Source organism: Candidatus Hydrogenedentota bacterium, from assembly GCA_016791475.1.
In the GTDB taxonomy this organism is placed as follows: Bacteria; Hydrogenedentota; Hydrogenedentia; order Hydrogenedentales; family JAEUWI01; genus JAEUWI01.
The window spans coordinates 14436-39425 of record JAEUWI010000033.1; the positions used below are offsets into that span (position 1 = coordinate 14436).

Sequence of the window (24990 nt, forward strand, 5' to 3'; positions counted from 1 at the left end):
CTAATCGAACATTACTGGAGAGCACTAAATGACCACCAACGGATCGCACCCCTTTTCACTGGCAGGCAAGGTTGCCTGGATTACCGGCTCCAGCACGGGCCTGGGAAAGGTGATGGCCATGCAACTGGGCGCTGCGGGCGCCAAGGTTGCGCTGAATTACAACAACAATCAGGCCCGCGCGGAAAAGACCTTTCAAGAGTTCAAGGATGCGGGACACGAAGGCATCATGCTGCGCGGCAGCGTCATCGTGGAAGACGAGGTAAACCGCATGCACCGGGAGATCGTGGATACCCTGGGACCGGTGGACATTCTGGTGGTGAACGCCACGCCCGATCAGCCCCAGATGCCCATTGAGGAGTATACCTGGGAGTTCTACCAGTCCATGCTGGACTTCTTCGTAAAGAGTCCCTATCTGCTCACCAGAGCCGTACTACCCGGCATGAAGGAACGTCGCGCGGGCCGCATCATCAATATCGGTTCCGAAGTCTTCACACGGGGCGTTCCGAACTTCACCGCCTATTGCGCGGCCAAGGGCGGTCAGACCGGCTTCAACCGCAGTCTTGCCAATGAGCTTGCCCCCTGGGGCATCACCGTTAACATGATTTCGCCCGGCTGGATCCTGGTGGAGCGTCATGAGAAAGACCCCCAGGAACTCAAGGACGGCTATTTGGCCGGCCTGCCCATGAAGCGCTGGGGCGTGCCGAAGGAAGTGGCGGACACGGTGCTGTTTCTTTCCAGCGATGAGGCCTCCTACATTTCGGGCCAGAATATCGCCGTGAACGGGGCGCACACACTGGGTTGATTCTTCTTGGAAGCGAGGCCGCCCCTTTGCGTGTGGGGCGGCCTTCGTACTTTACAGGACGGATAGGATCGATACGACCCATGCAAATCCGTCCCGTCGGTCCTATCCGTCCTATCCCCCCGCGTTGCCTTTCCCCAAGCCCCTTGTTATAGTGGCGGCGGTTCATTTGCTCACAACAGCTCCCGCGCAACAGGCAGGAAAAACGATGGTCCTCTCTTTTCCCATATCGGCGAGCGCCACAATGGTCGCCTTCGCCGCGCTGCTTTTCGCTTCGAGCGCCCCCGCGCAGATCGATCGCCTTCCTGATCTTATTGTGGACCCCGAGCGCATGGACAACAACTTGCTGGACATCAATCGCCAGCCGGGTCGGGTACTTTTCCGCTTTGATTCTTCCCTGCCCAACATCGGCACGGGTGACTATCTGCTGGAAGCAACCGGCGAGGACCTCGGTGATGGGCGACAGCCGGTAAATCAACGCATACAGCAAACGGGAGGTCCCGGATACCTCCGCGATGCGGGCGGCTTCATATACAATCCGGCGATCAGCATGATGGAGGCCGAGGGCTGGGTGGCCTATCGCCTCCGCGAAATTACCGACGGCGATGGCGTGGGCGACATCGTGGCCACGGGAACGAAACCGGCCGTGCGAATTACGAGTTCCGCCCCCTATGATCGCAGCCTGCCCGGCGCGCCGGTTTTCGGCTTTCAGGCGAAGGATGGAAATCATGGTATCTCCGTCGGCTGGACGGACATCTATCCCCGCTTCCTGGAAAAGCAGTGGATCGATGTGACCAATGTGCCCTCTGGCTCTTACTGGCTGGAGATCGAGGTGGACGCCGCCAACCACATTCTGGAATCGGACGAGACCAATAATTTCGGTCGCCTGCGGGTTACGCTGGATATCCCCGAACCGGATTGCGACGACGACAGCGCGCATGTAGGTGAAACAGGGGACTTTGTCGCGACTGACCACGACGTGGCGGGCACCGTCACGGTGGTCAACAACTGCACGCTGCTCCTGGAGAATTTCTTCTTCGATGGCGAGGGTGGCGATGTGCGCATATTCGGCTTCCCTGATACTACTCTTGAGGGTGGCGTCGACCTTTATGGCAGGGATATCCGAAAGGTTGGCGGATATGACAACGCCTCATTGGCGGTTCATCTTCCCATCGATGTAACTTTCGACGAGGTGCGTGTCGTTCGCATTTGGGATGTGGAAACCGGAAGCAGCTTTGGCGAAGCCGTGCTTGCCCACGCCGGTGAGGGCGAGGGCGAGGGTGAGGGTGAGGGTGAGGGTGAGGGTGAGGGTGAGGGTGAAGGTGAAGGTGAAGGTGAAGGTGAAGGTGAAGGTGAAGGTGAAGGTGAGCCCGATCCTGTCGAGCAGGCAACCATCCTGCTGGACTCCTTTGACGAACTCGATCTGAATAGCGACGGTCAGTTGAGCTTCGCCGAGGCAACCGCCGCGTTTTCTTCGTTCAGCATCGGCGAGTTCGAGATGTTCGATGGCAATGGCGACAGCGAGCTCAGCGAGGCGGAGTTGAATGCGATTATCGATGGTGGCGGAAGTGGCTGCTTTCTTCGGGGCAAGTTTGTATGGCGTTATCTTCCGGGGGATTTGATGCTGCTGGGAATCGCCCTGCTGGGCCTTGGAATGCTACACGGAATATCTCACCCGCCTCGTTAGGCTCATGGCTTCTCCCCCACCTTCGCCGCTCGATTGCGCACGCTGAGCACAGGCTTTCCCGCCGAGCCAAAATCGCCGGTGAACAGGAGCCAGGTATCCTGCGGCTCGCCGCCGGACGGAAGGGTCAGGTCCAGCGATATTTCCTGCCGCGTCATGGGATCCAGAGCGACCTCCCACGTGTTCGCGGGCAGCGTCTCCCCCGATGACTGCAAGACCATTTGCAGGGTCCCGGATGCTTTCGCGGCTCCCAGATTGTAGACCGTCATGTTTCCCTTCAGTTCGGTGCCGGGCTCAAATTCATAGGCCGCTTCCTGCGTCCACTCCACGGTGCGAATAACCGGTTCGATGCCCGGCGCGTCGAACTGTAGTACGATGGGCGACGCCTCTCCTGTCCGCCGGGTTTCCACCGCGACACTTCGCAACTTCAGTGCGTCGCTCGATCCTGCGGGCAGCAACAGAAACACTGGCGCGGCACTCAATTCCGCAGGGGCGCGGGGCTCCAGAGGCCGACCAAGATAGTCGAGTGCGGCCTCGACCAGCAGAGACTCCGGAATCGGCCACGGCGCGCTGATTCTGCCCCGCTCCGGCCAGTCAAACTCGCCCTCACACCAGGCCACGAGGACATCGCGCTCAACACCATCGGGACGGGCGCGGAAGGCATACACGTGCAGCTCAGGTTTTTCTGGAACTTCGTATCGTCCCAGGCAGCGCCCATCCGCCAGCAGGCGTCCCAGCGTGGCCAGGGCCACATAGCCGGGACGGGGCGTGTGGTCCGCACGGAGTAGTCCGAACTGGACGCGATTGTCCCCTTCCATATAATGGCCCAGGATAAAGTGAAAGTGGCGACTCGCACCGGAGAAAAGGCTGCGGACATAGGACTGGGTCACAAACTCCGCCTTGCGACGGTCCATTTCTGGCGTGAAATCGCCTGTTGCGGAGGCTGGGTCGGCGTTCATCCCCCGATCTCCCTCGGTCACCCAGATGGGTCGGCCGCTCGCCCCGTTGCGAGAATCGGCCCAATACCCTTCATAGCCGTGGGGCCAGTCATAAGAATGTATGCTGTAGACGTCGAAATAAGGCCAGGTTTCGTTCCGAAGCAAATCCTCGACCTGCGTGGCCCGGTTAATGCCGCCCAGGGGGTTCCAGCACACGGTGAGCGATGGGTCACCCGCCTTGAAGCCCAGCCAGGCCGCTTTTTGCAGGGTGCATAACTCGTCCATCGTGAAGCCCCCGAAATTCGCGGCGTTGCCTTCGTTCCATGGTTCCCAGGCCTGCACGCGGCCGTGAAATCGCTCCGCCATCCCTCTGCAGAAGGCGTGCAACTTCAGCAGGTCGGTGCGGGGGCGCTCCGAGCCTGTGGTTGAGATCAGGGCCCACTGAGGTCGGGTATGGAAGACTTGGAGAATCTTGAGGCCCGAGGCCGTCTGAATATCGGCACTGTCGTCGTACTTCGTGCGGGGCAGAAAGACCCCCGTTGATTCCTGAACCTCGCGCCAGTGAATGCGATCGCGCACCCAGCCAACACCCGCCCGCCGCGCCAGTTCGGCCATCAGGGGCCAGTCGCGCTGATCCTTTGCGCCGAGCCACGCCAGGGCCACGTCGAGTGCGATGGGCGAGTCCCCCGCAGACGGCGCCACTGCGGGCTCAAGCACGGCGGCGGTGGTGAAACCGAGCGATGCACCGTCCTGTGCCTGAAATTCGACGCGGTACCACCCCACAGGCAGGGCCCCCAGATTGACGCTCGCCCCGGACACCGGAAGCTCGGACAGGGACTCCATACGCTCGTTCAGCAGTCGCAACGAATGGACAGGGGCGGAGAGGTCATCGGGAAGGGGAACGAGAACGGACTCGCCTCGGAGGAAGACGTGTGCCTCAGCGCCGACACCGGGCTCGACGCTCCGAGTTCGCAAGCAGGTGATCGCAAAGAGCGCAGCGACGGTGATGACGAATAAGCGGCCGACAGGAGTGGTCAACATCGGCGGGGTACCTCCATGGGCAATGCAGGCCGCTCCCCCGAGTCAGCCCGCGCACGGAACAATACCGTAGCACCCCGGAGCGCTTCCGCGCCACAACGAGCTACGCAAGCCTTAGTCCTCGCTCTCCTTAACGCCCACCTTCGCCGCCCAGGTGTCGTAGAGTGCCTGAAGTTCTGCGGCTTTCTCCGGCAAGTCTGCAATGCGATTCTTCATCTCACTTCGATCTTCGAGCAGGTTGTACAGCTCCCAGGGCCCGCCCTTGGCGGCCACCAGCTTCCAGTCCCCCTGGCGCACCGCGCGATTGCCCATGTGTTCCCAGTAGAGGATCCGCTCGCCGTCCGGGACCTCGCCGCGAAATGCGGGTACCAGGCTGCGCCCCTCCATCGGCAGGATGGCCTGGCCTTTGGACGTCTGGGGATAGGTCGCCCCGGCCAGCTCCACGATCGTTGCCATGATATCCACTAAATGGCCCGGCTGTCGTGTGAGGCCGCCACGAGAAGGAATGCCCGAGGGCCAACGCGCGATGAGGGGCGTCGATATGCCCCCTTCATGAACCCAGTGTTTATACATGCGAAAGGGCGTATTGCTTGCGCTGGCCCAGGAGCGGCCATAGCTCATGTAGCTGTCCACCCCCCCGGCGGGCTGGCCGTTCTTGCGGTTATCGAATCCCAGCGCCCCGCCTTCATGACAACCGCCATTGTCGGACAAGAACAGAACCAGTGTATTGTCCCCTTTCCCCGTCTCGTCCAGCGCCGCCAACACCCTACCGATCCCCTGATCCATGCGGTCAATCTGCGCGGCATACACCGCCATGCGGCGATCCATGTCGGCCTTATCTTCCACAGACTCCCAGTCAACGGTCTCGCCGTCGCGCGGCGGCAGCGCCCACGCCGGATCGATGAGCCCCATTTCTATCATGCGCTGATAGCGGGCCTTGCGCAGGACATCCCAGCCTTCCGAATACTTGCCCAGGTAGCGCTGGATATCTTCCTCCAGCGCGTTCAGGGGCCAGTGCGGCGCGGTGTAGGCCACGTAGAGGAAAAAAGGATTCTCCTTGACGCCGTATTCTCTGAGGTAGGCCACGGCGTTGTCGGTAATTGCATCGGTGAGATACCAGTCTTTATTCGGCGGCTCATAAGCTTCCCCGTCGATCGCGAACTTTCGCACCTCTCCGGGATTCTTCACCTGCTTGATGTCGAAATAGTTCATCGCGCCACCAATCAGACCGAAGTAGCGATCAAAACCCCGATCAACCGGCCAGTGGGGCCTGTCCTCTCCCACGTGCCACTTGCCCGCCATCAGTGTGGTGTAGCCCGCATCCTTCAGCACTTCCGCCATGGTTACGCACTGGTCGTTGAGGAACCCCTGATAGGGGCCGGGGCCCGTCTTGCTGTTGACCATGCCGCCCATGCCCGCCTGGTGGGGATAAAGACCGGTGAGCAATGAAGCGCGCGTGGGACAGCATCGCGCCGCGTTGTAGAACTGCGTGAATCGAAGCCCTTCCGATGCGAGCTTGTCCAGGTTGGGCGTGCGAACTTCGCCGCCGTAGCACCGGATGTCCGAATAGCCCATGTCGTCCGCCATGATCAGGACGATGTTGGGGCGCGGTGCGGCCTCGCTTGAAAGTGTGGCCAGAATCAGGGCTGCAAGTATTCCAAGTTTCTTCAACGATTTTCTCCGTGGCGGAAGCCCCCAGACGATGGAGGCCCTGCTAAAGCGACTAAGCTGATCTTACGCCTACTCACTTAGGCGAATCCGGCGCGGGAAACTTCCGAATCTCGCTGAATCGCGGGTAGGTCTCGAAGACTTCACCTTCTCCCGTAGCGCGGGGATCGCCTGTCTCTTTGAGAAAGGCGTCAAGCTTCCCCGAAAGCTCCCGCTTCACTTTGGCGGAATCGGGATGGGTCGCCAGATTCACCAGGCAATCGGGATCCGTGTTGATGGCGTACAGCTCTTCAGCAGGACGCTTGCCCACGGCGAGATCGAGAAACTTTCGAATACCTGGATCACTGTGGCCCTCCACGAGATACGTCAGTGAGGGGCCCGCGTCGATGTCGTGGTAAGCGTCATGCATTGGACCAAGCTGGCTCAGGTCTTCCGAATTCTTTCCCGTTCCGTATTTCTGCGGGTCCCCGGCGGGCCAACGGTCCGGATGGTAGTTCCGCACGTAGAGGTATTCGGCTGTACGGATACCGCGCTGGGGATAGCCCCAGTTGTTGTACCGCGAGGAGGAGTGTCGCTCCCGCGCGCTGAAGACTGCATCGCGCGATGGCTCGACCACGCCGGACTTCCCGCTGATGAGCAACGCCAGCATGCTCTTGCCAACCATGGACGGCGCGTCGCCCATTGCGCCGGGGTGTGTTACGCCTGCCGCCTCCAGCAGGGTCGGCGCGAGATCGGTGAGGCTGATCAGGTCGTCGCTTGTACGACCGCCGGGCGCCTTCGCGCCCCACCGAATCGCCAGCGGCATCCGTATGCCCGCTTCATAGACATTGGCCTTGGCGCGTGGAAAGGACATGCCGTTATCGGCCGTCACGATAACAATCGTGTTGTCCAGCTCCCCTTCCTGCTCCAGCATCGCGATCATGCGGCCCAGATGGGCGTCGAACCATTCTATCTCCGCGCAGTAGTCCAGAAGGTCGCTGCGAATCTCCGGGGCATCGGGCAGGAAGCCCGGCACCTTGGCGTCCTCAAGGCGCTTGCCCTGCTCCAGGCCGATGCCCTTCTTATACGTGCGGTGCGGTTCCTTGCCGCCATACCAGAAGCAGAAAGGTTGCCCCGGTTTTCGCGCCTTGAGAAAATCGCCGAAGTTCGCCGCATAGTCATTCGAATTAATCCCATCGGGAGAGGCCATCGTCTTGTCCGCAAACTCGGGGCCCGCCGGATTTCGCGAGCGGCCCGAAGCCTTGAAGTCGCCCGGCCCCCATCCCTTGCCGGTGAATCCCACGAAATAACCCGCAGCTTCCAGGAGGTCCGGATAGGTCACGTACTTCGTCGGAAAACCGCTCGCGTGGGTAGCCGCGTCTTCCAGTTGCCAGCAATAGCGTCCCGTCAGCAGGGCGGCGCGGGAAGGACTGCATCCCGGCGATGCAGTGACTGCATGGGTGAAGTAAACGCCTTCATTCGCGATCCGGTCAAAGGCCGGCGTCTGGATAGCGGGATAGCCCGCTTTGGAGGTGTGGTAGAAGGACTGGTCGTCGGAAATGGCGAGGAGGATGTTGGGGCGGTCGGCCGAGAACACCCGTGGGGTGCAGAAGATGACAATAAGCAGGCCAATAACAAGGCCAAAACAGCGACGGATGAATAGACTGCCCATACCAACCTCCATTAGCCGACCACAATCGGCTTCGATTGCTCAGTACACTCTCTGCAGGGCGCTATTGAGGTGATAGTAGCCAGAAGAGAGAATACGGATTGCAGCGCGGGAGGTCAAGTTGGGCATGACAGTTCGGCGTGACCTATCGGACGAGGCGACGACCAATCTTGCATTCGAACGATACAGGCGCATTCACCCATTGCGAATCCGCCTTCTTCTCCTCCCTCTATTGGCAGGGCGCTCGCTTCCAGCAGTCGGCGCCCGATAACGAATACAAACAGGCACTGCGATGCTGTCTCTTAGACGGCGTCTGGCTCTACGTCTCGGTATCCCCATAACGCGATGACCACTACTCTTCGGCAGCTTCCAGGACTCTATCAATAAGCGCCGCGCTGACGTGAAAGCCTGCTTGCGTATTGAGCGCTTCGAGCACCGGCCGCAGTACCGACAGGTGCCCTTGCACCTTTGCCTCAAGCAACACACCCAGCACCCCCACGACCCTGCATCCGAGCCGAGTCGCGGCCATGCGACCTCGACGCTCATCCATCAACAGCAGGCCCGCCTGATTTTCCACGGAGAGGGCTATCGCCTCAGCCTCGCCCGGGTCCAGCTTAAGCGTTAGGGCTTCCACCAGCGCTCGATCTCTCACGGCCCGCACGCGTATCCACGGGGCCGAAACGAGAGCCGCTACTCCGGGGGCATCATCTTCTACACCTATGGCTTCACCGTGGACGGCTTCGGGAATCAGCACCACTGAATAGAGCTTTTGCAAGAGGTCCAGATGTCCGACCACAGCCAGGCTGATGAGTGGTGACGCGTCACTGACAACAATCACACGCGTCCCAGCTCACGAAGCGTACGCAAGTCGTTCTCGAATTCAGCCACGTCGTAGTGTGCCTCAATTCCCCGGCTCGCCAGTAGGTGCTGGAATCGCAGACGATTTACCTCCGCGAGGCGTGCGGCCTGGGCTAGCGTAAGCCGCTCCCGTTCAAAGAGGAAAACAGCCAGTTCCATACGGAACTCACTCCCGCTCATCTGCACGGCTTCGAGGAGATCGTCCGATATCGTTACACTCATAAATCGCTCCTGATCAGAGGATCGCTTTGACCTCGAATTGAATTAGCGGTACCGACGACCGGGGTGCCCAGTTACGGAGAGGCGCATGCCATTGCTCGCCGCACTCTATGACGAATTATACGATCAATGCGGCAAAGGCGCAATGGCCTATCGGTCTTGCGATAGCAGCCCAGTGCGACCGTCTCCCCCCTACTCCTGCAACCGCTTCTTTTCCTCGCCCTTGAGCAGCGCGTGCGCTTCCTGGAGTCTTTCGGGAATCACGGAGGCATAGGGATGCTTCGCAACGGTCGCCGTGACCGCTTCGAGATCAACGCCTTCGAGTTTCTTACCGGGAAACCAGTGCCCGCCGTTGCCGAGGAGGCCATAGCGCATTTTGCCGTATTCGACCATATCGAAGGCCTTGGCATAGTTCCAGAGGCGAAGCACGACCGGAATGTTCACATCGCCGGGGGTCTCGTCCCATTCGGGGAGGCCTTTTTCCCAGTTGGCGACCCAGTCTTCGCCCAGTTGGTCGACGAGTGCCTCGTGAAGGCGGGATTCGATGGGGGCGATGTGTTCGGCGGCCTGGTCCATCAGACGGACTGTTTCCATGTGAATGTCAAAGTCTTCGGGGCAGGAAACGCCGCAGCTCAGGGTGTGCACTTCGGGCCGCGCGAGACAGAACAGACCATTGAAGACCATGGGATGGAGCGGCGCGCAGAGCTCGATGAGCTTCTGGCTGGGCTTGTAGAGCAGACCGCCTTTGTCATTGGGAGAAATGATGAAGACGCCCATGTCGCGCTTCGTTGCTTCGAGCACGGCGGGCCAGTTGTTCTGGAAGATGTAGTACCAGTGCAGGTTCACATGCTCGAACATGTCCGTCTTTATCGCGTCTGTGATAACGCTCAGGGGTCCATGGGTGGAAAAGCCGATATCGCGGATTCGGCCTTCTTTCTTCCACTGCAGGGCGGTGTCCATGCACTTCTTCGTATTTTCGAGACACTCGGGCGTGTTCACGCCGTGGAAGGAGAAAATGTCCACATAGTCGAGCTGAAGCAGGCCCATGGACTTTTCAAACTCCTCAACGAATTTCGACACGTCGGCGCTGGGGCCCACCTTGGTCTGCACGATGATCTTGTCGCGCTGGAAGGTCGGCAGGATTTTGCCCAACTGGTATTCGCTCGTGCCATAGCCCCGGGCGGTTTCGATGTGATTGACGCCCAGCTCCACGGCGCGGTGAATGCAGGCTTCGAGGTTTCTCTGGTTCTCGGGCGTGACCTTGTCAGTCTCGTAGTCTTTCCAGGACTGCTGGTAGCGCATGCCGCCGCAACTGATAACGGGAATCTGGAGTTCGGTTTTACCGAATCGACGATATTGCATTCGATTTCTATCCTTTTCTTCTCCGCCCGCAAAGCGACCGAAAACCTTTAAATCTTACTCTTCACCTTCCGCCACGGGACACGTGGCATCATTTCCCCACTCCGCCATGGAGCCGTCGTATACGGAGACGTCTTGAAAGCCCGCGATGCGATAGGCGAGGTAGCCCACGGTCGCATCGCGACCGCTGTTGCAATAGGTTATCACGGGCTTCTTCCCAGCCGGGACGCCCGAGCCAATCATCTCCCGAATCTTTTCAGGAGACTTAAAGGTGAAGTATTTCCCCTCGACGAAAGATGTGGCGGGCTTGCTCTTGGCGCCGGGGACGTGGCCGGCATTCTGGACGAAGTCCTTCTTCTTCGCGCCGGTGTACTCGTCTTTCGAGCGGAGGTCCACCACGAGCGCCGTTCCACGATCCATCGCCGCCATCAGTTGCTTCTTATCCACCACCAGCGCTTCGGCCCGCTTCAGGTCCGTCAGGTGGTCCACGCTGGAAGGCGGCACCTTACTCGGGCCCGTCTCCGGAACGCCGCCTTCGGCTTTCCACTTCGCGAGGCCACCATCAAGCACGCGGACGTCGTCGAAGCCCGAATGCTCGAGTACCCAAAAGAGGCGGGTGACCCCTTTCACTTCCGCGCCGTCCTCCAGGCCGCCATAGACCACCAGCGTCTTCCCCATCTCAAGGCCTGCGGCGGCAAACAAGGGAACCAGAGCGTCGTGCGATTTGAGCATCCCGATGACACCGTCGCGCGTCTCCGAGAGGGAATCCACATCAAGATTTGCAGCGCCGGGGATATGGCCCGCCGCGAAAGATTCCGCGCTTCGCGCATCTACAAAGAGGGCATTGGTCAGTGTTGCCACGCTGGCGCTGTCCACCAGCGGGGATTCGGCCCGTACCGCGCAGGCCAGCAGCAAGGTGAGGGAAAGAATTGTGCGCATGAGGTATCTCCAGTCCAAATACCGTCCAATATTTTCGAATGTCTCCGGCCCGGACTCACGCGGGCGCGGATTTGTTTCCGGGGCGATAGCTCTGCACCAGCCCCAACAGATCGTCCGCCTTGAACGGCTTGATAAGGTACCCGTCGGCGCCACACTCGTGCAACTGGGCCAGGCTCTTATCCACGGGCTTTGCGGTGACCATATAGACCTTGATGCCGGAAATGGCCGCGTTGGACTTGATCCGCCGGCAGGTCTCCCAGCCGTCGATGCCCGGCATAGCGATATCGAGTAGCACCAGCCAGTAGTCGCCGTTGGCCACCTTTTCCAAGGCATCCTCGCCGTTATTGCAGCGTTCCGTGGGGTAGCCCTCGTTTTCCAGGCATCGCGATATGAAGATGCCGATCTCCTGGTCATCATCCACGCAAAGCACCTTGTCACCCAACTGGTCGAAGCCGGGGACGCCATGGCTCAGGGCATAGTGAATCCCGCTGAGAAGGGTGCTCTTACGGAAGCCTCGCCGGATACGCGCGGCGACTTGAGACTCGTACTTCGCATAGAGCGTATCATCGTTGGTGAGTAAAATAACGGGCACGCCCACCGCCGCGGGTGTGTTGACGATCTCCTCCACCACCACGCTTCCGAGGGGGCCGGCCTCCGTGTCGACCAGCAGCACGTCGGGGCTGTACTTTTCCGCCAGGGCACGGGCCACGGACGGGTAGGCGGCGTGAATGACATCCATCCCCTCCGAAAGGAGCAAATTGCGAATCTGCGCGCTCAGGGCACGGTCCTGTGTTACCAACTCCACGAGCAGGTGAGTTTCCGTGGGCAGAGGTGGATTGGGCCCGGCGTTCGAGCGTTCCGGATGCTGGGACATGCTCAGGGGGAGCACGAAATTGAAGGTCGTTCCCTTGCCCACCTGGCTGGTCACGGTGATCCGACTGCCATGCAGGCGCATGATGTCCTGGGCGATGGCAAGCCCGATACCGGTGCCGCCATACTTCCGGGTGGAGGAACCATCGTACTGGTAGAAGCGCGTAAATATCTTGTCCAGCGCCTCTTCGGGGATCCCGATGCCCGTATCCGACACAGAAACGGAAGCCTGTGCGCCGTCGAATTTGATTTCCACGCTTACCCGACCGCCGCCGTCGTTGAATTTGACGGCGTTGGAAAGAAGATTGTTGAAGACCTGGCCCATCTTACCCTTGTCGCCTTCGACAAGGACCGGCCCCTCCGTGGCGATAAGATCCAGCGCGATATCGCGGCTGTCCGACACGGGTTTGATAATTTCCATGCTCGTCCGGGCGCAATCCACCAGATCGAAGGTGTCAAACACGAGCTCTTCCGCCCCACGATGGAGCCGGGAGAAATCGAGGAGATTCTCGATCAAGGTAACCAGCTTCTCGATATTGCGGAGGCTGATGCCCAAATAATCCGACTGCACTTCGTTGATCGGGCCCACCTTGCCATTGAGGATCATGTCCGTGTAGCCCATTACCGCCACCAGGGGCGTCCTGAGTTCGTGGGACACATTAGACAGCAGGTTGGTCTTGAGCTCGTCCAGCGTCTTCAACTCGTCGTTCATATCGTGGAGGCGTTCCCGTGCCAGGGTCACTTCTTCGAGCGAGTGCTGTAGATTTTCCAGGAGCTGGGCATTCCGAATGGCCACGGCCACATGGGGCGTCATCTGTTCGGAGATCTCGATTTCGTGGCGCCCGAAGGCGGCCACCTCTTTCGCGCCGAGATTGAGGGTCCCGATGATGCGCTCGGTTGCGTAGAGCGGCAGGCAGAGACAACTGCGAATCTCTTCCGGAAATTCGCTGGCGAAGGGCGAGTTCCCCTTGCGCAGATCGCGCACGCAGAGCACTTTTTTCTCCCGTGCGACCCAGAGGGCGCTTTCCGGTCCTCCCTCGGTTCGTTCCAGAGCCATGTTTCCGCTTGCCGGCTCCGGCCACAGATGATGGGTCTCCAGGGTGTCGCTCTGAGGATTCATCAAGACCACTTCGGCGTAGTCAAAGGTGATCAGCTTGCGAACTTCGACCACGATGCTTTCGTAGACGCGCCCGGCCTCCAGGCTGGAATTGATCGTGTTGGCGATCTGGTTGATCGCCGCAATGCGATCGGAGCGCTCCCGGGCCTCCTGTTCCAGCATCACGTTCTGGGTCACATCGCGGAAGGTGCCCTCCATGCCGATGAAGGCTCCGCTCTCGTCGAAAATGCGATTGGCGCTGAGTTCCACGCAGATCGTCCGATCATCGGGCCGTTTCATCCAGACCCGCGCCCGTTCCACGAAGCGATGCCGTTCCAGCTCTCCGGTGACGCGGGCGTAATCCATGCGTTCGAGAAAGAGCTCCCGCAGATTGAGCCCCACCACGGAGGCCGCGCTCTTGAAACCAAGAATCTGGACGCCGGCGGGATTGATCAGGGTCAGGCGCCCCTCGGTATTGGTCTGGTAGATCCCGTCGCGCATGGAGGTGATGAGATTACGGTAGCGCTCCTCGGATTCCTCCAGTTGATTGATATTGGTGCGAAGGGCACTGGCCATCTTGTTGAAGGACATGGCCAACTCTTCGATCTCGTCCCCCGTGCCGATGACGAGCTTCAGCTCGAGATCGCCCTGCCGGATGATCTGGGCACCTTCATTGAGGAGGGAGACGGGACGAATGACGTTGTTGTGCACGTTTCGGTAGGCGATGATGCAAAAGAGGCCGATGATGAGACTGGAGAAGACCAGAGTCAGCGCGGCGGCAATATTGATGTTTTCGTAGACATCGTAGGCGGAGCAATAGGCCAGAAGATAGATCTGCCTGCCTGGTAGCAACCGGTGAAACGCGACCACCGCGGCCATAGGGGTGCCGTGGCCACGATAATCATTGAGCAGGAGTGCGCCCGAATCTTCCCGGGGAAACTCGGTCAGATGTGCGACGAGCGCGGCATCGGTCGGGCGCGAAGCCGTGCCGGATTGAGAAGTGTCGTTTCCGATCTCCGCCATGTAGTGGGTCAGAAAGTTCCCACTGCCCGCCGGGGCGACAATTTCGTATTTCTCGTCTTCCTCCAGCGCTACGGGCCACGTCTGCTCGGCCAGGTTGCCCAGTACGTCGCGCACGCCCTGATCTTCGACCAGGAAACCCATGGGCTGCACATTGCCACCCACCTTGACCGGAGTCGCAACGCTGAGAATATAGCCGGCGGTGTCAAAGGCAATGGGAGCGGTGCCCAGCAGTTCGCCTTCCCACTCAGGGTGGCGTTCGGTCGGTGGCACCGCACGGGTGCTGCCGAGCAGCACGCCGAAACGATCATACGCGGAGAAATCCGCCCGATCATCGCCGCCGCTTACGGCCAGATCTTTCAACTGCCGGAGCGCCGCGAGCAACTCGGACTGGGCCAGCGAAGAAGCGGCCAGCGTGATGGTCCTGATGAGCTCGGGATCGCGCGCGGCGCGGGCCGTGCGCTGGCAGCGCGCCATGATGGCGAGCTGGAGCCCCTCGGTCCTGAGGCGGGCCGCCGTTTCCAGGTTAATTCGGACGGCGTTTTTCTGGTTTTCCCGCGCAAGCACATAGCCACTGACCAGGGCCAGCGCCATCGGGATCACCCCAACCCAGAGGATGGAGGTGATAAACTTGCGCTCGATTCCGCCACGAGCCTGTCGCTTGAACATGGTAAACAAGGAGAATATCCGGTTGGCATCTTGGACCCGCACTCCCGCCGGGACACCGAAATTAAACCTCGGAACGGGGGAGCTTCAGGCGCTTGGGTAAAGCCCCGTTGGGCCTTGCGCGAACACATGATGCCAGTTCGCCCGAGCCGGTGCAAGCCCGCCGAATACCGCGCACACGAGGGATTTACTCGCTCGCCCGGCCCCGACCGATAAGATCCCGGACCTTGTCCAGCATTTGATCCACGCGAAATGGCTTCGCAAGGTACTCGTCGGCGCCACACGAAAATATCCGTTCGATGTCGGACTCTTTTGTGAGGCAGGTGACCGCCATGATGGGAATACTGCGGGTGAGTTCGTTGTCCCGGAGGGCCTTGCAGACTTCGAAGCCGTTTATCTCCGGCATGAGAAAGTCGAGCAAGATGAGGTCCGGTCCCATCTGGGCCGCTTTCAGGCCCACTTCCGTCGCGTTGCTCACCTTCACCAGCTCGAAGCCATCGTCCGTGAGGATATTCTCCATCAGGGCCAACGCGTCGGGATCGTCGTCGACAATCATGACCCGACGCTGCGAGGGCCCCTTTTCCCGGGGAAACATATCGTATTTCTCCCGGAATCGATCCAGATCGTCTTCGAGGATTCGATAGTGCCCACCCGGCGTCCTGGAGGCTTTAATCAGCCCTTGTTTAATCCAGTTCTTAATGCTGTGGTGGGTGACGTGGCAAATCTTGGCGGCCTCGAAGGTGGTATATGCTTTTTGTTCACGATCACTCACGAGCCATACTCCTTAAAAAAAGAACGCGCTGACTTCATTTCGCCGCACGATGGGAAGTTCGGTGTACAAGAAACGAGAAGCCGCGTACAATTAGCATTTTAATGAACTTCAGACTGATTATAACGCGCTATTTGTAAACCTGTCAACTCAACGCTAACAATTATCGCTGTTTTCACTATTTAGCCCAGGGGAGGAGCCCCGGTTACGCCGGGCACCGGGTTCAGGATGATAACATCTGGTACAGGTCATTAAACAGCACAATTTCACGTAATTCCACACCGGAGGTCAGCAGTTTCACATCGGTCGGATAGAGCCCCGTCACGATCCGGAAGCCGAGGAAGTACGCCGCAAGTAGGATTACGTAGGAACCCAGAACAATATTGATGTATCGCCCGCTTAAGGAGATCCAGGCCTTACGCCTGCGTCGGCCCGCTTCGCGCAATCGCTCCGCATATTCTGGATCCTCCAGAAATCCCTGACAGAGCCGTTCCGGCGCGGGTAGACGCAATAGGGGGAAAACCAGCGCATAGACCAGGATGGCGGATAGCAAGAGGTGCCAGGCGACTTGAATTCCCGTCTGAAGCCCCCCTGTCTCCATGGTGCCGGAAAGGAGGAGAAGGAGCGCGACCAGAACCAGCCATCCGCCGAGGAGGTACATTCCCCCCCTGGCCTGCCGAAGGGTCCGGGCATTCTTGTCGGTGCGAAACAAACTCGACAGCAGCCAAGCGGCGCTGACCGCCGCGCCGAGCACCAGCATGCCCTGGGCGGCAAGCCCCAGGGGCCGGGTCACGTGTCCCTCCGCCGCCGCGACGAATTTCTCCCGCTCGGCCTCGAAGTGCTGCACACGGGCAATGGCCGCCTCGATCTTTTCCAGTCGGGCCCTCAACTCGGCCGGTTCGGCGCCCCGACGCTCGCGCAATGCGATCCGCATGAGGAGGGCGTCTTTCTGGACCTGGAGACCGCAGAGGGCGGGGCTGGTGCCGACACCGTCTCCATCTTCCGTCCCGGCCTGGAGCAATCGATCGCCCATCTGCTGCACTTGAAGCAACCAGCCATCCCACGCTTGGAAGTCCCCCTGGTCCAGCGCTGCCCCGGCGCGCTTGATGACGACATTCCGGAGGTAGTACAAGGGTGCGCAGGCTTCGTCCGCGAGGCGTCGCTGTAGCATTTCATACCAGTTACCCCGCTTGGGCAGGGATTCATGCCACAGGGGCTGGGGGAAGACCGCGGGCTCGCCACTGTCGTTGGCGCGTCCCAACAGGGCCAAGGCGGTCCGGAAGTCGTCTTCCGATTCGGAGGACGCGGCAATCGCGGCCGCCTGAAGATACTTGGGCAGGGCATTTCGCGTCGCCTTCAGCGTCGCCTCGCGAAAAATCTGTCGAGACTCCTTGAACTGGCGCTGCTGAAACAGCTTGCAGCCGTAGACGATAAGCAGCGAGCCCTTGTCCGGGGCGAGCTTTACCGCTTCGGCAAAGCGCTCGATGACGAGGTCGTCCTCTTCTATATTGGCCAGGGCCTCCACGTACTTCGCGGTGGGGACTTCGCGGTTCTCACTGTCCCGGCGCACCACATTACGCAGAATCGCCCGCTGGGAATCGTCTTCCAGCGTGAGGGCCATGCGGTAGTGAACCTCGTTCAATTCGTAGCGGAGATAACGCTCCACATAGTACAGCGAGAAGGTGAAGCCGATGCAGGCGAAGACCAGCAGCCGAAAGGCACGGCGGGTGCGCCGGGCGCCCACGTAGTCCCCTCCAACGCCATACGGCAGGAGGTGACGGTTGTTGACGTCCTGGCGCTCCCCGCGTGGCGCGTCGCTCACCCCTCGCCCCCCATGAGGCGGCGGGCAATGATTTTGCCTTCTTCCACACCGGGTTGATCAAAGGTATTGACGTTATAGAGACGACCGGCCATGGCGGTCTCCACTTCGAGCATGTACAACAACTGGCCGACGGTGTGGGCGTTGACCTTGGGCAGAATCACGCGGATGGCGGGGCGCAGGCTGGCCTTGAGGGCGTCCAGCGTGCCGACCAGTTCGGCGGTCATCAGCTTGTTCATCGAAGCGCCGCGCAGGTAGTCCAAATCTTTAATTTCCGTGAGGTTCGCGGGAATCTTCAACGTCTTGTCGAATCGACCGGCTTCGAGCGTGGTAAAGATCTTGTCGTTGGGACCTTCGCGGAAAAGCTGCACCTGCGAGTGCTGGTCGGTGGCGCCGAGGGCCTTGATGGGCGTCTGTCCCGCATAGACCTCTTCCCCATCGAGGCTGAACTTCTTACCCAGGCTTTCGGCCCAGAGCTGGCGATACCAATCGGCCACGTCGCGGAGCCCGTCCACATAGGGCATCATGACGGACATGACCTTGCCCTTCTGCTTGTCCATCATGTAATGCACGGCGGCGCGCAGGTACGCGGGGTTATCCATCAGACTTCCGAGAGAGCAGCGCTTGTCCATGGCGGCGCAACCGGCGAGCATCTCATCGATATCGAGACCGATCAAGGCGGCGGGGAGCAGGCCAACCGGTGTAAACACGGAGAAACGTCCGCCCACATTGAGCGGGATGTCGAAGCTGTCAAGGCCATAGGCCTTGGCGACGGGATGAAGAAGGCTCTTGGGGGCGTTGGGGCCCTGGGGGCTGGTGGTGACGATAAGGTGATCTTTCACCTTGTCCTTGCCGAGCTTGCTCTCGAGAATTTCCAGCACGATCATGAGCTGGGACATGGTCTCCGCGGTGCCGCCGGACTTGGAAATCACGTTGTAGAGGGTTTTCTGCGGCGGGCACAGGCGCAGCATGGCGCGGAAGGTCACGGGATCGATGTTGTCCATGACAAAGAGTCGCGGAAAGCCTTTGCGTCCGCGCTTGGTGAGCATATTGTAATAGGGCGGATTCAGCGCGGTGTTCAGCGCGGTGATGCCCAGGGCGGAGCCGCCGATACCGAGCACGACGAGATTTTCATAACCGAAAGCGGCGTATTTCTTTGCCGCCGCCTTTACCGCCTTAAGGGTTTCTTTGTCCTTGTGAAGGTCGTAGAAGCCGTAGGCCTTGTCCTTGCGCTCTTTCTGGAGGATCTTGTGTATTTCGAGGACCCGGGGCTCGATGGCCTGAAATTCGGCTGGCGTGATGCCGTGTTCCTTGCCTACGGCGGCGGACTTGGCCCGCGAAATATCGATGCGAATATCGGCTTGCATTGCTCAATCCTCGGTTGGTTGCTGGAAGAAAGTTTCCATCTCTTGAAAAACAGTATCGCGATCACCCCGAACGACGCTTAACGGCGGCAGGGAATCCAGGAAGATGCGACCGTAACGTTTGGTCAGAATGCGCTGATCAAGTACAACAACGACGCCCCGATCGCTGCGCCTCCGTATGAGGCGGCCAAATCCCTGGCGGAATTTTATGACCGCCTGGGGTACGGAGTAGTCCATGAAGGCGTTGCCGGTTCGGGCTTCAATCGCCTCGGACCGGGCCTGCTGGATAGGCTCCGTGGGAACCCGAAAGGGCAGTTTGGGCAGTATAACACACTGCAAGGAATCGCCGGCAACGTCCACTCCTTCCCAGAAACTGTCGGTGGCGAAGAGCACGCTGTTGGCGTCGAGCCGAAAGCGATCAAGCAACTGGGTGCGTCCGGCTTCGCCCTGCTTCAGGGGCGTGATGCCCGCCTTCCGCAGGTCTCCCGCGAGGTGTTTGTAGGCGTGCTCCAGCGCGTAGAACGAAGTAAACAGGACGAAGGCATGTCCCCGGGAGATCTCCAGTGCGCGTCGAATCCCCGCCACCGAATCCTCCAGAAAGCGGCGATCGCCGGGGTCCACGACATCATTGAGCAGGCACAGCATGGCCTGTTCGCGATAGTTGAAGGGCGAGTCAAGGAGCGCGGTGCTTACCCTGCCGTCCTCCACGCGATTGAGTCCCAGGCGTTGAAAGAGATAGTCGAACTCGCGCCGGACCGCGAGGGTGGCCGAGGTCATAACGACGGTGTCCAGGTTGTTGTACACCCATTCCGCAAGGGGCGGCCCCACTTCCAGCGGGCACCGCGCAATGCGGATGGACTGATCGTGGCGCGCGTCGACTTCGATCCAGCGAACCGTGTTCTCCTGCAGCTCTTCGCTGGTGCATTCCAGCAGGGCGTTGGCCGTGCGTTCGAGACGACCGGCGTAAGCCTGCAACTGGGCTCTCTCGGACACCAGCGGCGGCTCTTCCCCCTCTTCCTTCGGAGGGATACGCATGAGCAGGGTATGGAGATCCTTGAGATGCTTCAAGAGCTTTGTTACGGAATCGACCGCGGGGACGACCCGCTCGTTGTGTACTTTGCGCAGTCGCTTATCGAGTAAGATCTCCTCGGTAAGGCGCCACTTCACGTCGCGGCCAATTTCGCCACTACAAATGGAGGCGAGTTCGCGGAGGGCCAGAAAGGAATCTTCGACCAGATTGCGACTCTCAAAGAGCAGGGGCTTCACCTTCTCCTCGATGAGTGTCTGTATCACCTCAAATTTATCCACCGAAAGCTGAGGACATTCCTTCACCAGCATCGCGCGGATCACGGGAATAAGACCGCGTTCCTGACCCCGCTCCATGCGAATAAAGCGTCCAAAAGAGGCCTTGGCGCCAAAAAGCGTGGCGGAGAGGCCAAAATACTCGGTGGCGGAGTCCTCGATGCTGTGGGCCTCGTCGAAGATCACGCGCTTGTAGTGGGGCAACACCGCCTGAGCCGAAAAATCGCCCGCCTCTTTCTTGATCGCGATGTCGGAAAAAAGCATGTGGTGATTCACCACCAGCAGATCGGCCTTGCCCATCTCGCGCCGGGCCTTTCCCACAAAACAACGCTTATTATCCGGGCAACGCCCCATGCTGCAACTGTCCGACTCGGAGCAGACCTTTTCCCAGACCTCGCGACCGGGCATGAAGGGCAGATCCGTCCGGCTGCCGTCCTCGGTTTTCTCGGCCCACTCGCTGATGGCCTGAAGCTGGCCTTGGGTGGCTTCGTCGTCAAACAAGGTGGTCTCGGACAATGCCCGCTCCAGCTTGCGAAGGCAGAGGTAGTTGCCCCGTCCCTTCACCAGGCAGGCCTCGAGAGGTTCGTTAATCGACTTCCGAATCAGCGGGATGTCTTTCTCCATGATCTGTTCCTGGAGATTGATGGTCCGGGTGCTGATGACAATGCGCTCTTTGTTTCGCCTGGCCCACAGGGCGGCGGGCAGCAAATAGGCAAAGGTCTTCCCCACGCCCGTGGGCGCTTCCACCACCGCGATGCGATTCTGATTGAAGGCGTCGGCCACCGCTTCCATGAATTGAACCTGCTGCGGGCGCACCTCGAAGCCCGGCAGGGTTTTCCCCATCTCGCCGTTGGGCGCGAACATCTTCCGCAGCTCCTGGGTGGAGAGGAGTGCGACCTGTTTGGGGAGAAAGGGCTCCACCACCACATAGACTCGGGTGACATCGTTGTCCACGATGTAGACCCCGTGGCCGTGGGCGCTGTACATGGCGGCCAATTGAACATCCGCCTCGCTCGGCGCGATTTCGCCCGAGGGATGGTTGTGGATCACTACATCGCGAACGTCCAGCGTTTCAAAAAGTGCCGGAACGGCGGTCTCGTGGCCCCGCGCACAAACACGCACGGTGCAGATGCGTCCCTGGCCATCGAAGGCCCCCGCAAAGAAGACCTCGCGCCCCCCCGCTTCCGCGATGGCCTCCTGAATCTTCAGGGCCGCCGCCGGGGTGAAGCGGGTGAGTATATTTTCTCCGAGGGCGTTGTTCATGGGGCTCCAGTGGGATTGGGGCGCGGCGGGTTGGAACGAAGTCTTTACGCGCCGCGTCGGGTGGTGTATCCTACCTTGCCGGAGCGTTCTGAACCAAGTTCAGACCCGTTCCGGCGACTTGGAGCCCCTTTTCGGGGAGAAACGGAAGACAACCCGATGCGCGTCTGGACTCATGGAATCCTCGCCCTTTTCCTCCTCGGAACGCTTCCGTCCTGGAGCCAGGGGCTGCCCGAAAGCGGCTGGGTTTCCCTCGCTTACGATGCGACGAAGGCACCTGCGGACAATCCGCTGAAGGGCTTCGTCCCATTTTCCGGGGAGTATGACTCCTTCCCCTACAGCATGGAATTCGACTATGTGGGCCTGGCGACCCTCATGAGCGGACCCACTACCTTCACCTTCGACTCCGGGCTGGAGCCCCTGCTCAACGAAATTGCGGGACGGGGACATCAGGCGATTATCCGGGTTTATCTGGACTATCCCGATGATTCTACGTCCATTCCCCAGTTCCTCCTCGATGACGGCCTTCAATTGACGGCCTACAACGGCAGCAGCGGCTCCGGCATGAGTCCGGACTACGACGACGAGAATCTGGTCCAGGCGCTCGAAGCCTTCATCGCGGCATTTGGCGCGCGCTACGACGGCGACCCGCGCGTTGGCTTTGTCCAGCTTGGCCTGCTGGGTCACTGGGGCGAATGGCACACCTATCCCGAGGAGGAGCTCTTCGCCGGCGTGCAAACGCAGAACCGGATTCTTGTCGCCTATGACAATGCCTTCAGCGAAACTCAGCTACTCATTTCGCAGGATGTCATGAGCCATGAACCCATGGCGACCCTCGAAACTCGACAGATTGGATTCCACGACGACGACTTCACCAACTCGACCCTGCCCACGGAAGACTTCCATTTCTGGAGCCGGATGCTGGCAAACGAGTTCGACCTGCGCTGGCAATCGCTACCGAACGGCGGCGAAGTGCAGCCGGATTATCAGCAGGTCGTCTTCGATCAGCCCACCGGCGCGCCCGAGGATTTCGCAACGGCGGTTTCGACCACCCACGTGTCCTGGCTGCTCTACCACCAGGCCTTTGAAGGCGATAACGGCGGCAGCAATGGCTGGAGCAACGCCAAAGTGGCGCGGGCCATCGCGGGGGCCAAATCGACGGGCTACGAATTTTTCATCAGCGCGGCAAACCTGCCGGACGCCCCCGAGAACGGGGCATTGACCATTGGCGTGCGCCTGCAGAATCGGGGCTTGGCCCCATTCTACTATGACTGGCCTTTCAAGATAACCGCAACGGGCAACGGCGGCGCCCCGGTCGTGCTGGAGACACCTGGCTGGGCCCTCAGTAGTATTCTGGCGAATTCGACCGACCATGAATTCGTTTTGGAGTCTGCGGCCCCTGGGCTAAACGCGGGAAACTATGCCATTCATCTGAGCGTGCCCAACATCTTGCCCGGTGGCAATCCGATCCGCTTTGCAAACGCCACTCAGGACGAGAACGGTGTTTTGCTGGGCACGCTGACCGTGGGTTCCGGGGGTGAGGGTGAGGGTGAAGGCGAAGGCGAAGGCGAAGGGAACTTGGAAGAAATTGCCGATGACCTGCTGACCGATTTTGATGACCTGGACGCGGACAACAGTGGCGGACTTACGATAGGCGAAGCGCGTGTGGAACGGGCAGACTTGACGCAAACTCAGTACGACGAGATAGACACCAACCGTGACGGCGAACTGAGCGAGTCGGAATTGGAGGCACTCGCACCCCGCGAGAATCCCTTTGGGTGTAACCTGTCGTAGCGATTCAGGGACAGCGTCGCCCGGCGACTTCAATGCTGGGACCACCGCAACGAGCCCAACGGGAAGCCCGAACGGGGGAAGTGCGCTGCGACCGGCGGGGCTGTCCTGCAGGCTGGCGTCGCGGTTTAGATTATTCGGCCTGAGATCTGACCATGAAAGAATGGCCGCCCGACGCGCCACCTCGTGAACGATCGCTTGATATATATTGGGGCAACGTCGCCTAGCACAGGACAGCCCCGCCGGTTGATGTGTGCTTTGTCTCGAATGAGAAGAACCAAAGCCCCCAAAGTCTCTTACGCAATTTCGAGACCCGCGGCGACGCTGTCCCTTCGCCACAATTGAGCCGGGCCGCCGCCGCGTGATAGCCTGTTGGGCGTATCCCCTCACCTTTTGCAACCCCATTGCGGAGAGAAACACGATGGCTGAATATTTTCCGGGTATCAAGAAAATCAAATACGAAGGTCCGGACACGAAGAATCCGCTGGCCTTCCGTCACTATAAGGCGAGCCAGAAGGTGCTCGGCAAGACGATGGAAGATCACTTCCGCTTCGCCGTGAGCTACTGGCACACCTTCAAGGGCCTGGGCCAGGATCCCTTCGGCCTCCCCACCGCCATTCGCAGCTACAACAATGCGCCCGACGATGTGGCCGTGATGGACCGCACCATGGAAGCGGCTTTCGAGTTCTTCACCAAGCTGGGTGTGAACTACTGGTGCTTCCACGACTCCGACATCGCGCCCGAGGCGGAAACCCTCTCCGAATCCCAGCAGCGCCTCGACCGCGTGGCCAAACAGGCGAAGAAGCTTCAGGATGACACCGGCGTGAAGCTCCTCTGGGGCACGAGTAACCTCTTCTCCCACCGCCGCTTCATGTCGGGCGCGGCGACCAATCCCGATCCCGCGATCTTCGCCTATGCCGGCGCCAAAGTAAAGAAGGCGCTGGAAGTCACCAAGTATCTCGGCGGTGAAGGTTACGTGTTCTGGGGGGGCCGCGAGGGCTATGAAACCCTGCTGAACACGGACATGGGCCGCGAGTTGGATCACCTGGCCCGCTTCCTCCACATGGCGGTGGACTACAAGAAAAAGATCAAGTTCAAGGGTCAGTTCTTCATCGAACCGAAGCCGAAAGAACCCACCAAGCACCAGTACGACTTCGACGCGGCGAGCTGCCACGCCTTCCTCCAGAAGTACGGCCTGACCGATCACCTCAAGCTCAACATCGAAGCGAACCACGCCACGCTCGCGGGCCACTCCTTCCTCCATGAGCTGGAATACGCCGCCGCGAACGGCCTCCTCGGCTCCGTGGACGCCAACCGGGGCGATGAACTCCTCGGCTGGGATACGGACCAGTTCCCCACGAACCTCTACGAGACCACGCTGGCCATGTATGCCATTCTCAAAGCGGGCGGCTTCAAGTCCGGCGGCCTGAACTTCGACGCCAAGGTCCGCCGCCAGTCCATCGACCCGGAGGACTTGTTCCACGCCCATATCGGCGCCATGGACGCCTTCGCCCGGGGCCTGAAGAGCGCCGCGAACATGATCAAAGACGGCAAGTTCGAAAAGGCCATCAAGAAGCGCTATGCCGGCTGGGACACGGCCTTCGGCAAGTCCATCGAGAGCGGCCAGGCCACCCTGGAAGATCTGGAAGCCTACACCTTCAAGAACGGCGATCCCCAGCCCCAGAGCGGCCGTCAGGAATACTTGGAAAATCTGCTGAACGAGTACATCGTCTGAGGCCGGTTCCGTAATTGAATATACCGCACGGGGCGGTTACTGGTAGTACAATGGCAGCGCATCGGAAAGATCCGATGCGCTACCTTTGTTTTGTGTTCGGCATTCCAATTTTCGCAGTGATAAGCTGTCCACTCAAAGGTCCGCTTAT

16 protein-coding genes are annotated in these 24990 nt (G+C 60.0%); 4 read left to right on the forward strand and 12 right to left on the reverse strand.

The features are described from left to right. Window positions 1–28 precede the first annotated feature (28 nt). Together JNK74_17325 and JNK74_17330 are read left to right on the forward strand one after the other, a co-directional pair. Window positions 29–802, forward strand: a complete 774-nt coding sequence (locus JNK74_17325; GenBank protein MBL7647946.1) for an SDR family oxidoreductase — start codon at window positions 29–31, stop codon at window positions 800–802. Window positions 803–1007: 205 nt separating this feature from the next. Then, window positions 1008–2486, forward strand: coding sequence for a DM13 domain-containing protein (locus tag JNK74_17330; GenBank protein MBL7647947.1), 1479 nt, complete (start codon window positions 1008–1010; stop codon window positions 2484–2486). A gap of 2 nt (window positions 2487–2488) precedes the next feature. Here the strand turns inward: JNK74_17330 and JNK74_17335 are convergent, their stop codons facing one another. From JNK74_17335 to JNK74_17390, 12 genes are all read right to left on the reverse strand, one after another. After that, window positions 2489–4462: a hypothetical protein gene (locus JNK74_17335; protein ID MBL7647948.1), complete on the reverse strand. Its 1974-nt coding sequence runs from the start codon at window positions 4460–4462 to the stop codon at window positions 2489–2491. A 111-nt stretch (window positions 4463–4573) separates the two neighbouring features. Beyond that, window positions 4574–6046, reverse strand: a complete 1473-nt coding sequence (locus JNK74_17340; protein MBL7647949.1) for an arylsulfatase — start codon at window positions 6044–6046, stop codon at window positions 4574–4576. A gap of 157 nt (window positions 6047–6203) precedes the next feature. Continuing rightward, window positions 6204–7778, reverse strand: a complete 1575-nt coding sequence (locus JNK74_17345; GenBank protein MBL7647950.1) for a sulfatase — start codon at window positions 7776–7778, stop codon at window positions 6204–6206. 349 nt (window positions 7779–8127) lie between these two features. Beyond that, window positions 8128–8613, reverse strand: a complete 486-nt coding sequence (locus JNK74_17350; GenBank protein MBL7647951.1) for a DUF3368 domain-containing protein — start codon at window positions 8611–8613, stop codon at window positions 8128–8130. Beyond that, window positions 8610–8855 carry a UPF0175 family protein gene (locus JNK74_17355; GenBank protein ID MBL7647952.1) on the reverse strand — a complete coding sequence of 82 codons (246 nt, stop codon included), beginning with the start codon at window positions 8853–8855 and terminating at the stop codon, window positions 8610–8612. Before JNK74_17355 ends, JNK74_17350 begins: the two co-directional genes overlap by 4 nt. Before the next feature lie 189 nt (window positions 8856–9044). Beyond that, the gene (locus JNK74_17360; GenBank protein ID MBL7647953.1) at window positions 9045–10214 is read right to left on the reverse strand and encodes an aldo/keto reductase; all 1170 of its coding nucleotides are present in this window, start codon (window positions 10212–10214) and stop codon (window positions 9045–9047) included. Between the two features lie 54 nt (window positions 10215–10268). Further along, window positions 10269–11150, reverse strand: coding sequence for a sulfurtransferase (locus JNK74_17365; protein MBL7647954.1), 882 nt, complete (start codon window positions 11148–11150; stop codon window positions 10269–10271). A 55-nt stretch (window positions 11151–11205) separates the two neighbouring features. Next, window positions 11206–14814 carry a response regulator gene (locus JNK74_17370; protein ID MBL7647955.1) on the reverse strand — a complete coding sequence of 1203 codons (3609 nt, stop codon included), beginning with the start codon at window positions 14812–14814 and terminating at the stop codon, window positions 11206–11208. Window positions 14815–14989: 175 nt separating this feature from the next. After that, entirely contained in the window at window positions 14990–15574 is a 585-nt protein-coding gene (locus JNK74_17375; protein MBL7647956.1) for a response regulator, read from the reverse strand. 220 nt (window positions 15575–15794) lie between these two features. After that, window positions 15795–17393 (reverse strand): hypothetical protein, encoded by a 1599-nt coding sequence (locus tag JNK74_17380; GenBank protein ID MBL7647957.1) that lies wholly within the window; start codon window positions 17391–17393, stop codon window positions 15795–15797. After that, the gene (locus tag JNK74_17385; GenBank protein ID MBL7647958.1) at window positions 17390–18757 is read right to left on the reverse strand and encodes a glucose-6-phosphate isomerase; all 1368 of its coding nucleotides are present in this window, start codon (window positions 18755–18757) and stop codon (window positions 17390–17392) included. Before JNK74_17385 ends, JNK74_17380 begins: the two co-directional genes overlap by 4 nt. Before the next feature lie 3 nt (window positions 18758–18760). Continuing rightward, window positions 18761–21319, reverse strand: coding sequence for a DEAD/DEAH box helicase family protein (locus JNK74_17390; protein ID MBL7647959.1), 2559 nt, complete (start codon window positions 21317–21319; stop codon window positions 18761–18763). Window positions 21320–21475: 156 nt separating this feature from the next. Here JNK74_17390 and JNK74_17395 point away from each other — a divergent pair, with 156 nt between their 5' ends. Together JNK74_17395 and xylA are read left to right on the forward strand one after the other, a co-directional pair. After that, window positions 21476–23110, forward strand: a complete 1635-nt coding sequence (locus tag JNK74_17395) for a DUF4832 domain-containing protein (protein MBL7647960.1) — start codon at window positions 21476–21478, stop codon at window positions 23108–23110. A gap of 418 nt (window positions 23111–23528) precedes the next feature. Next, window positions 23529–24842, forward strand: a complete 1314-nt coding sequence (gene xylA, locus JNK74_17400; GenBank protein ID MBL7647961.1) for a xylose isomerase — start codon at window positions 23529–23531, stop codon at window positions 24840–24842. Window positions 24843–24990 lie beyond the last annotated feature (148 nt).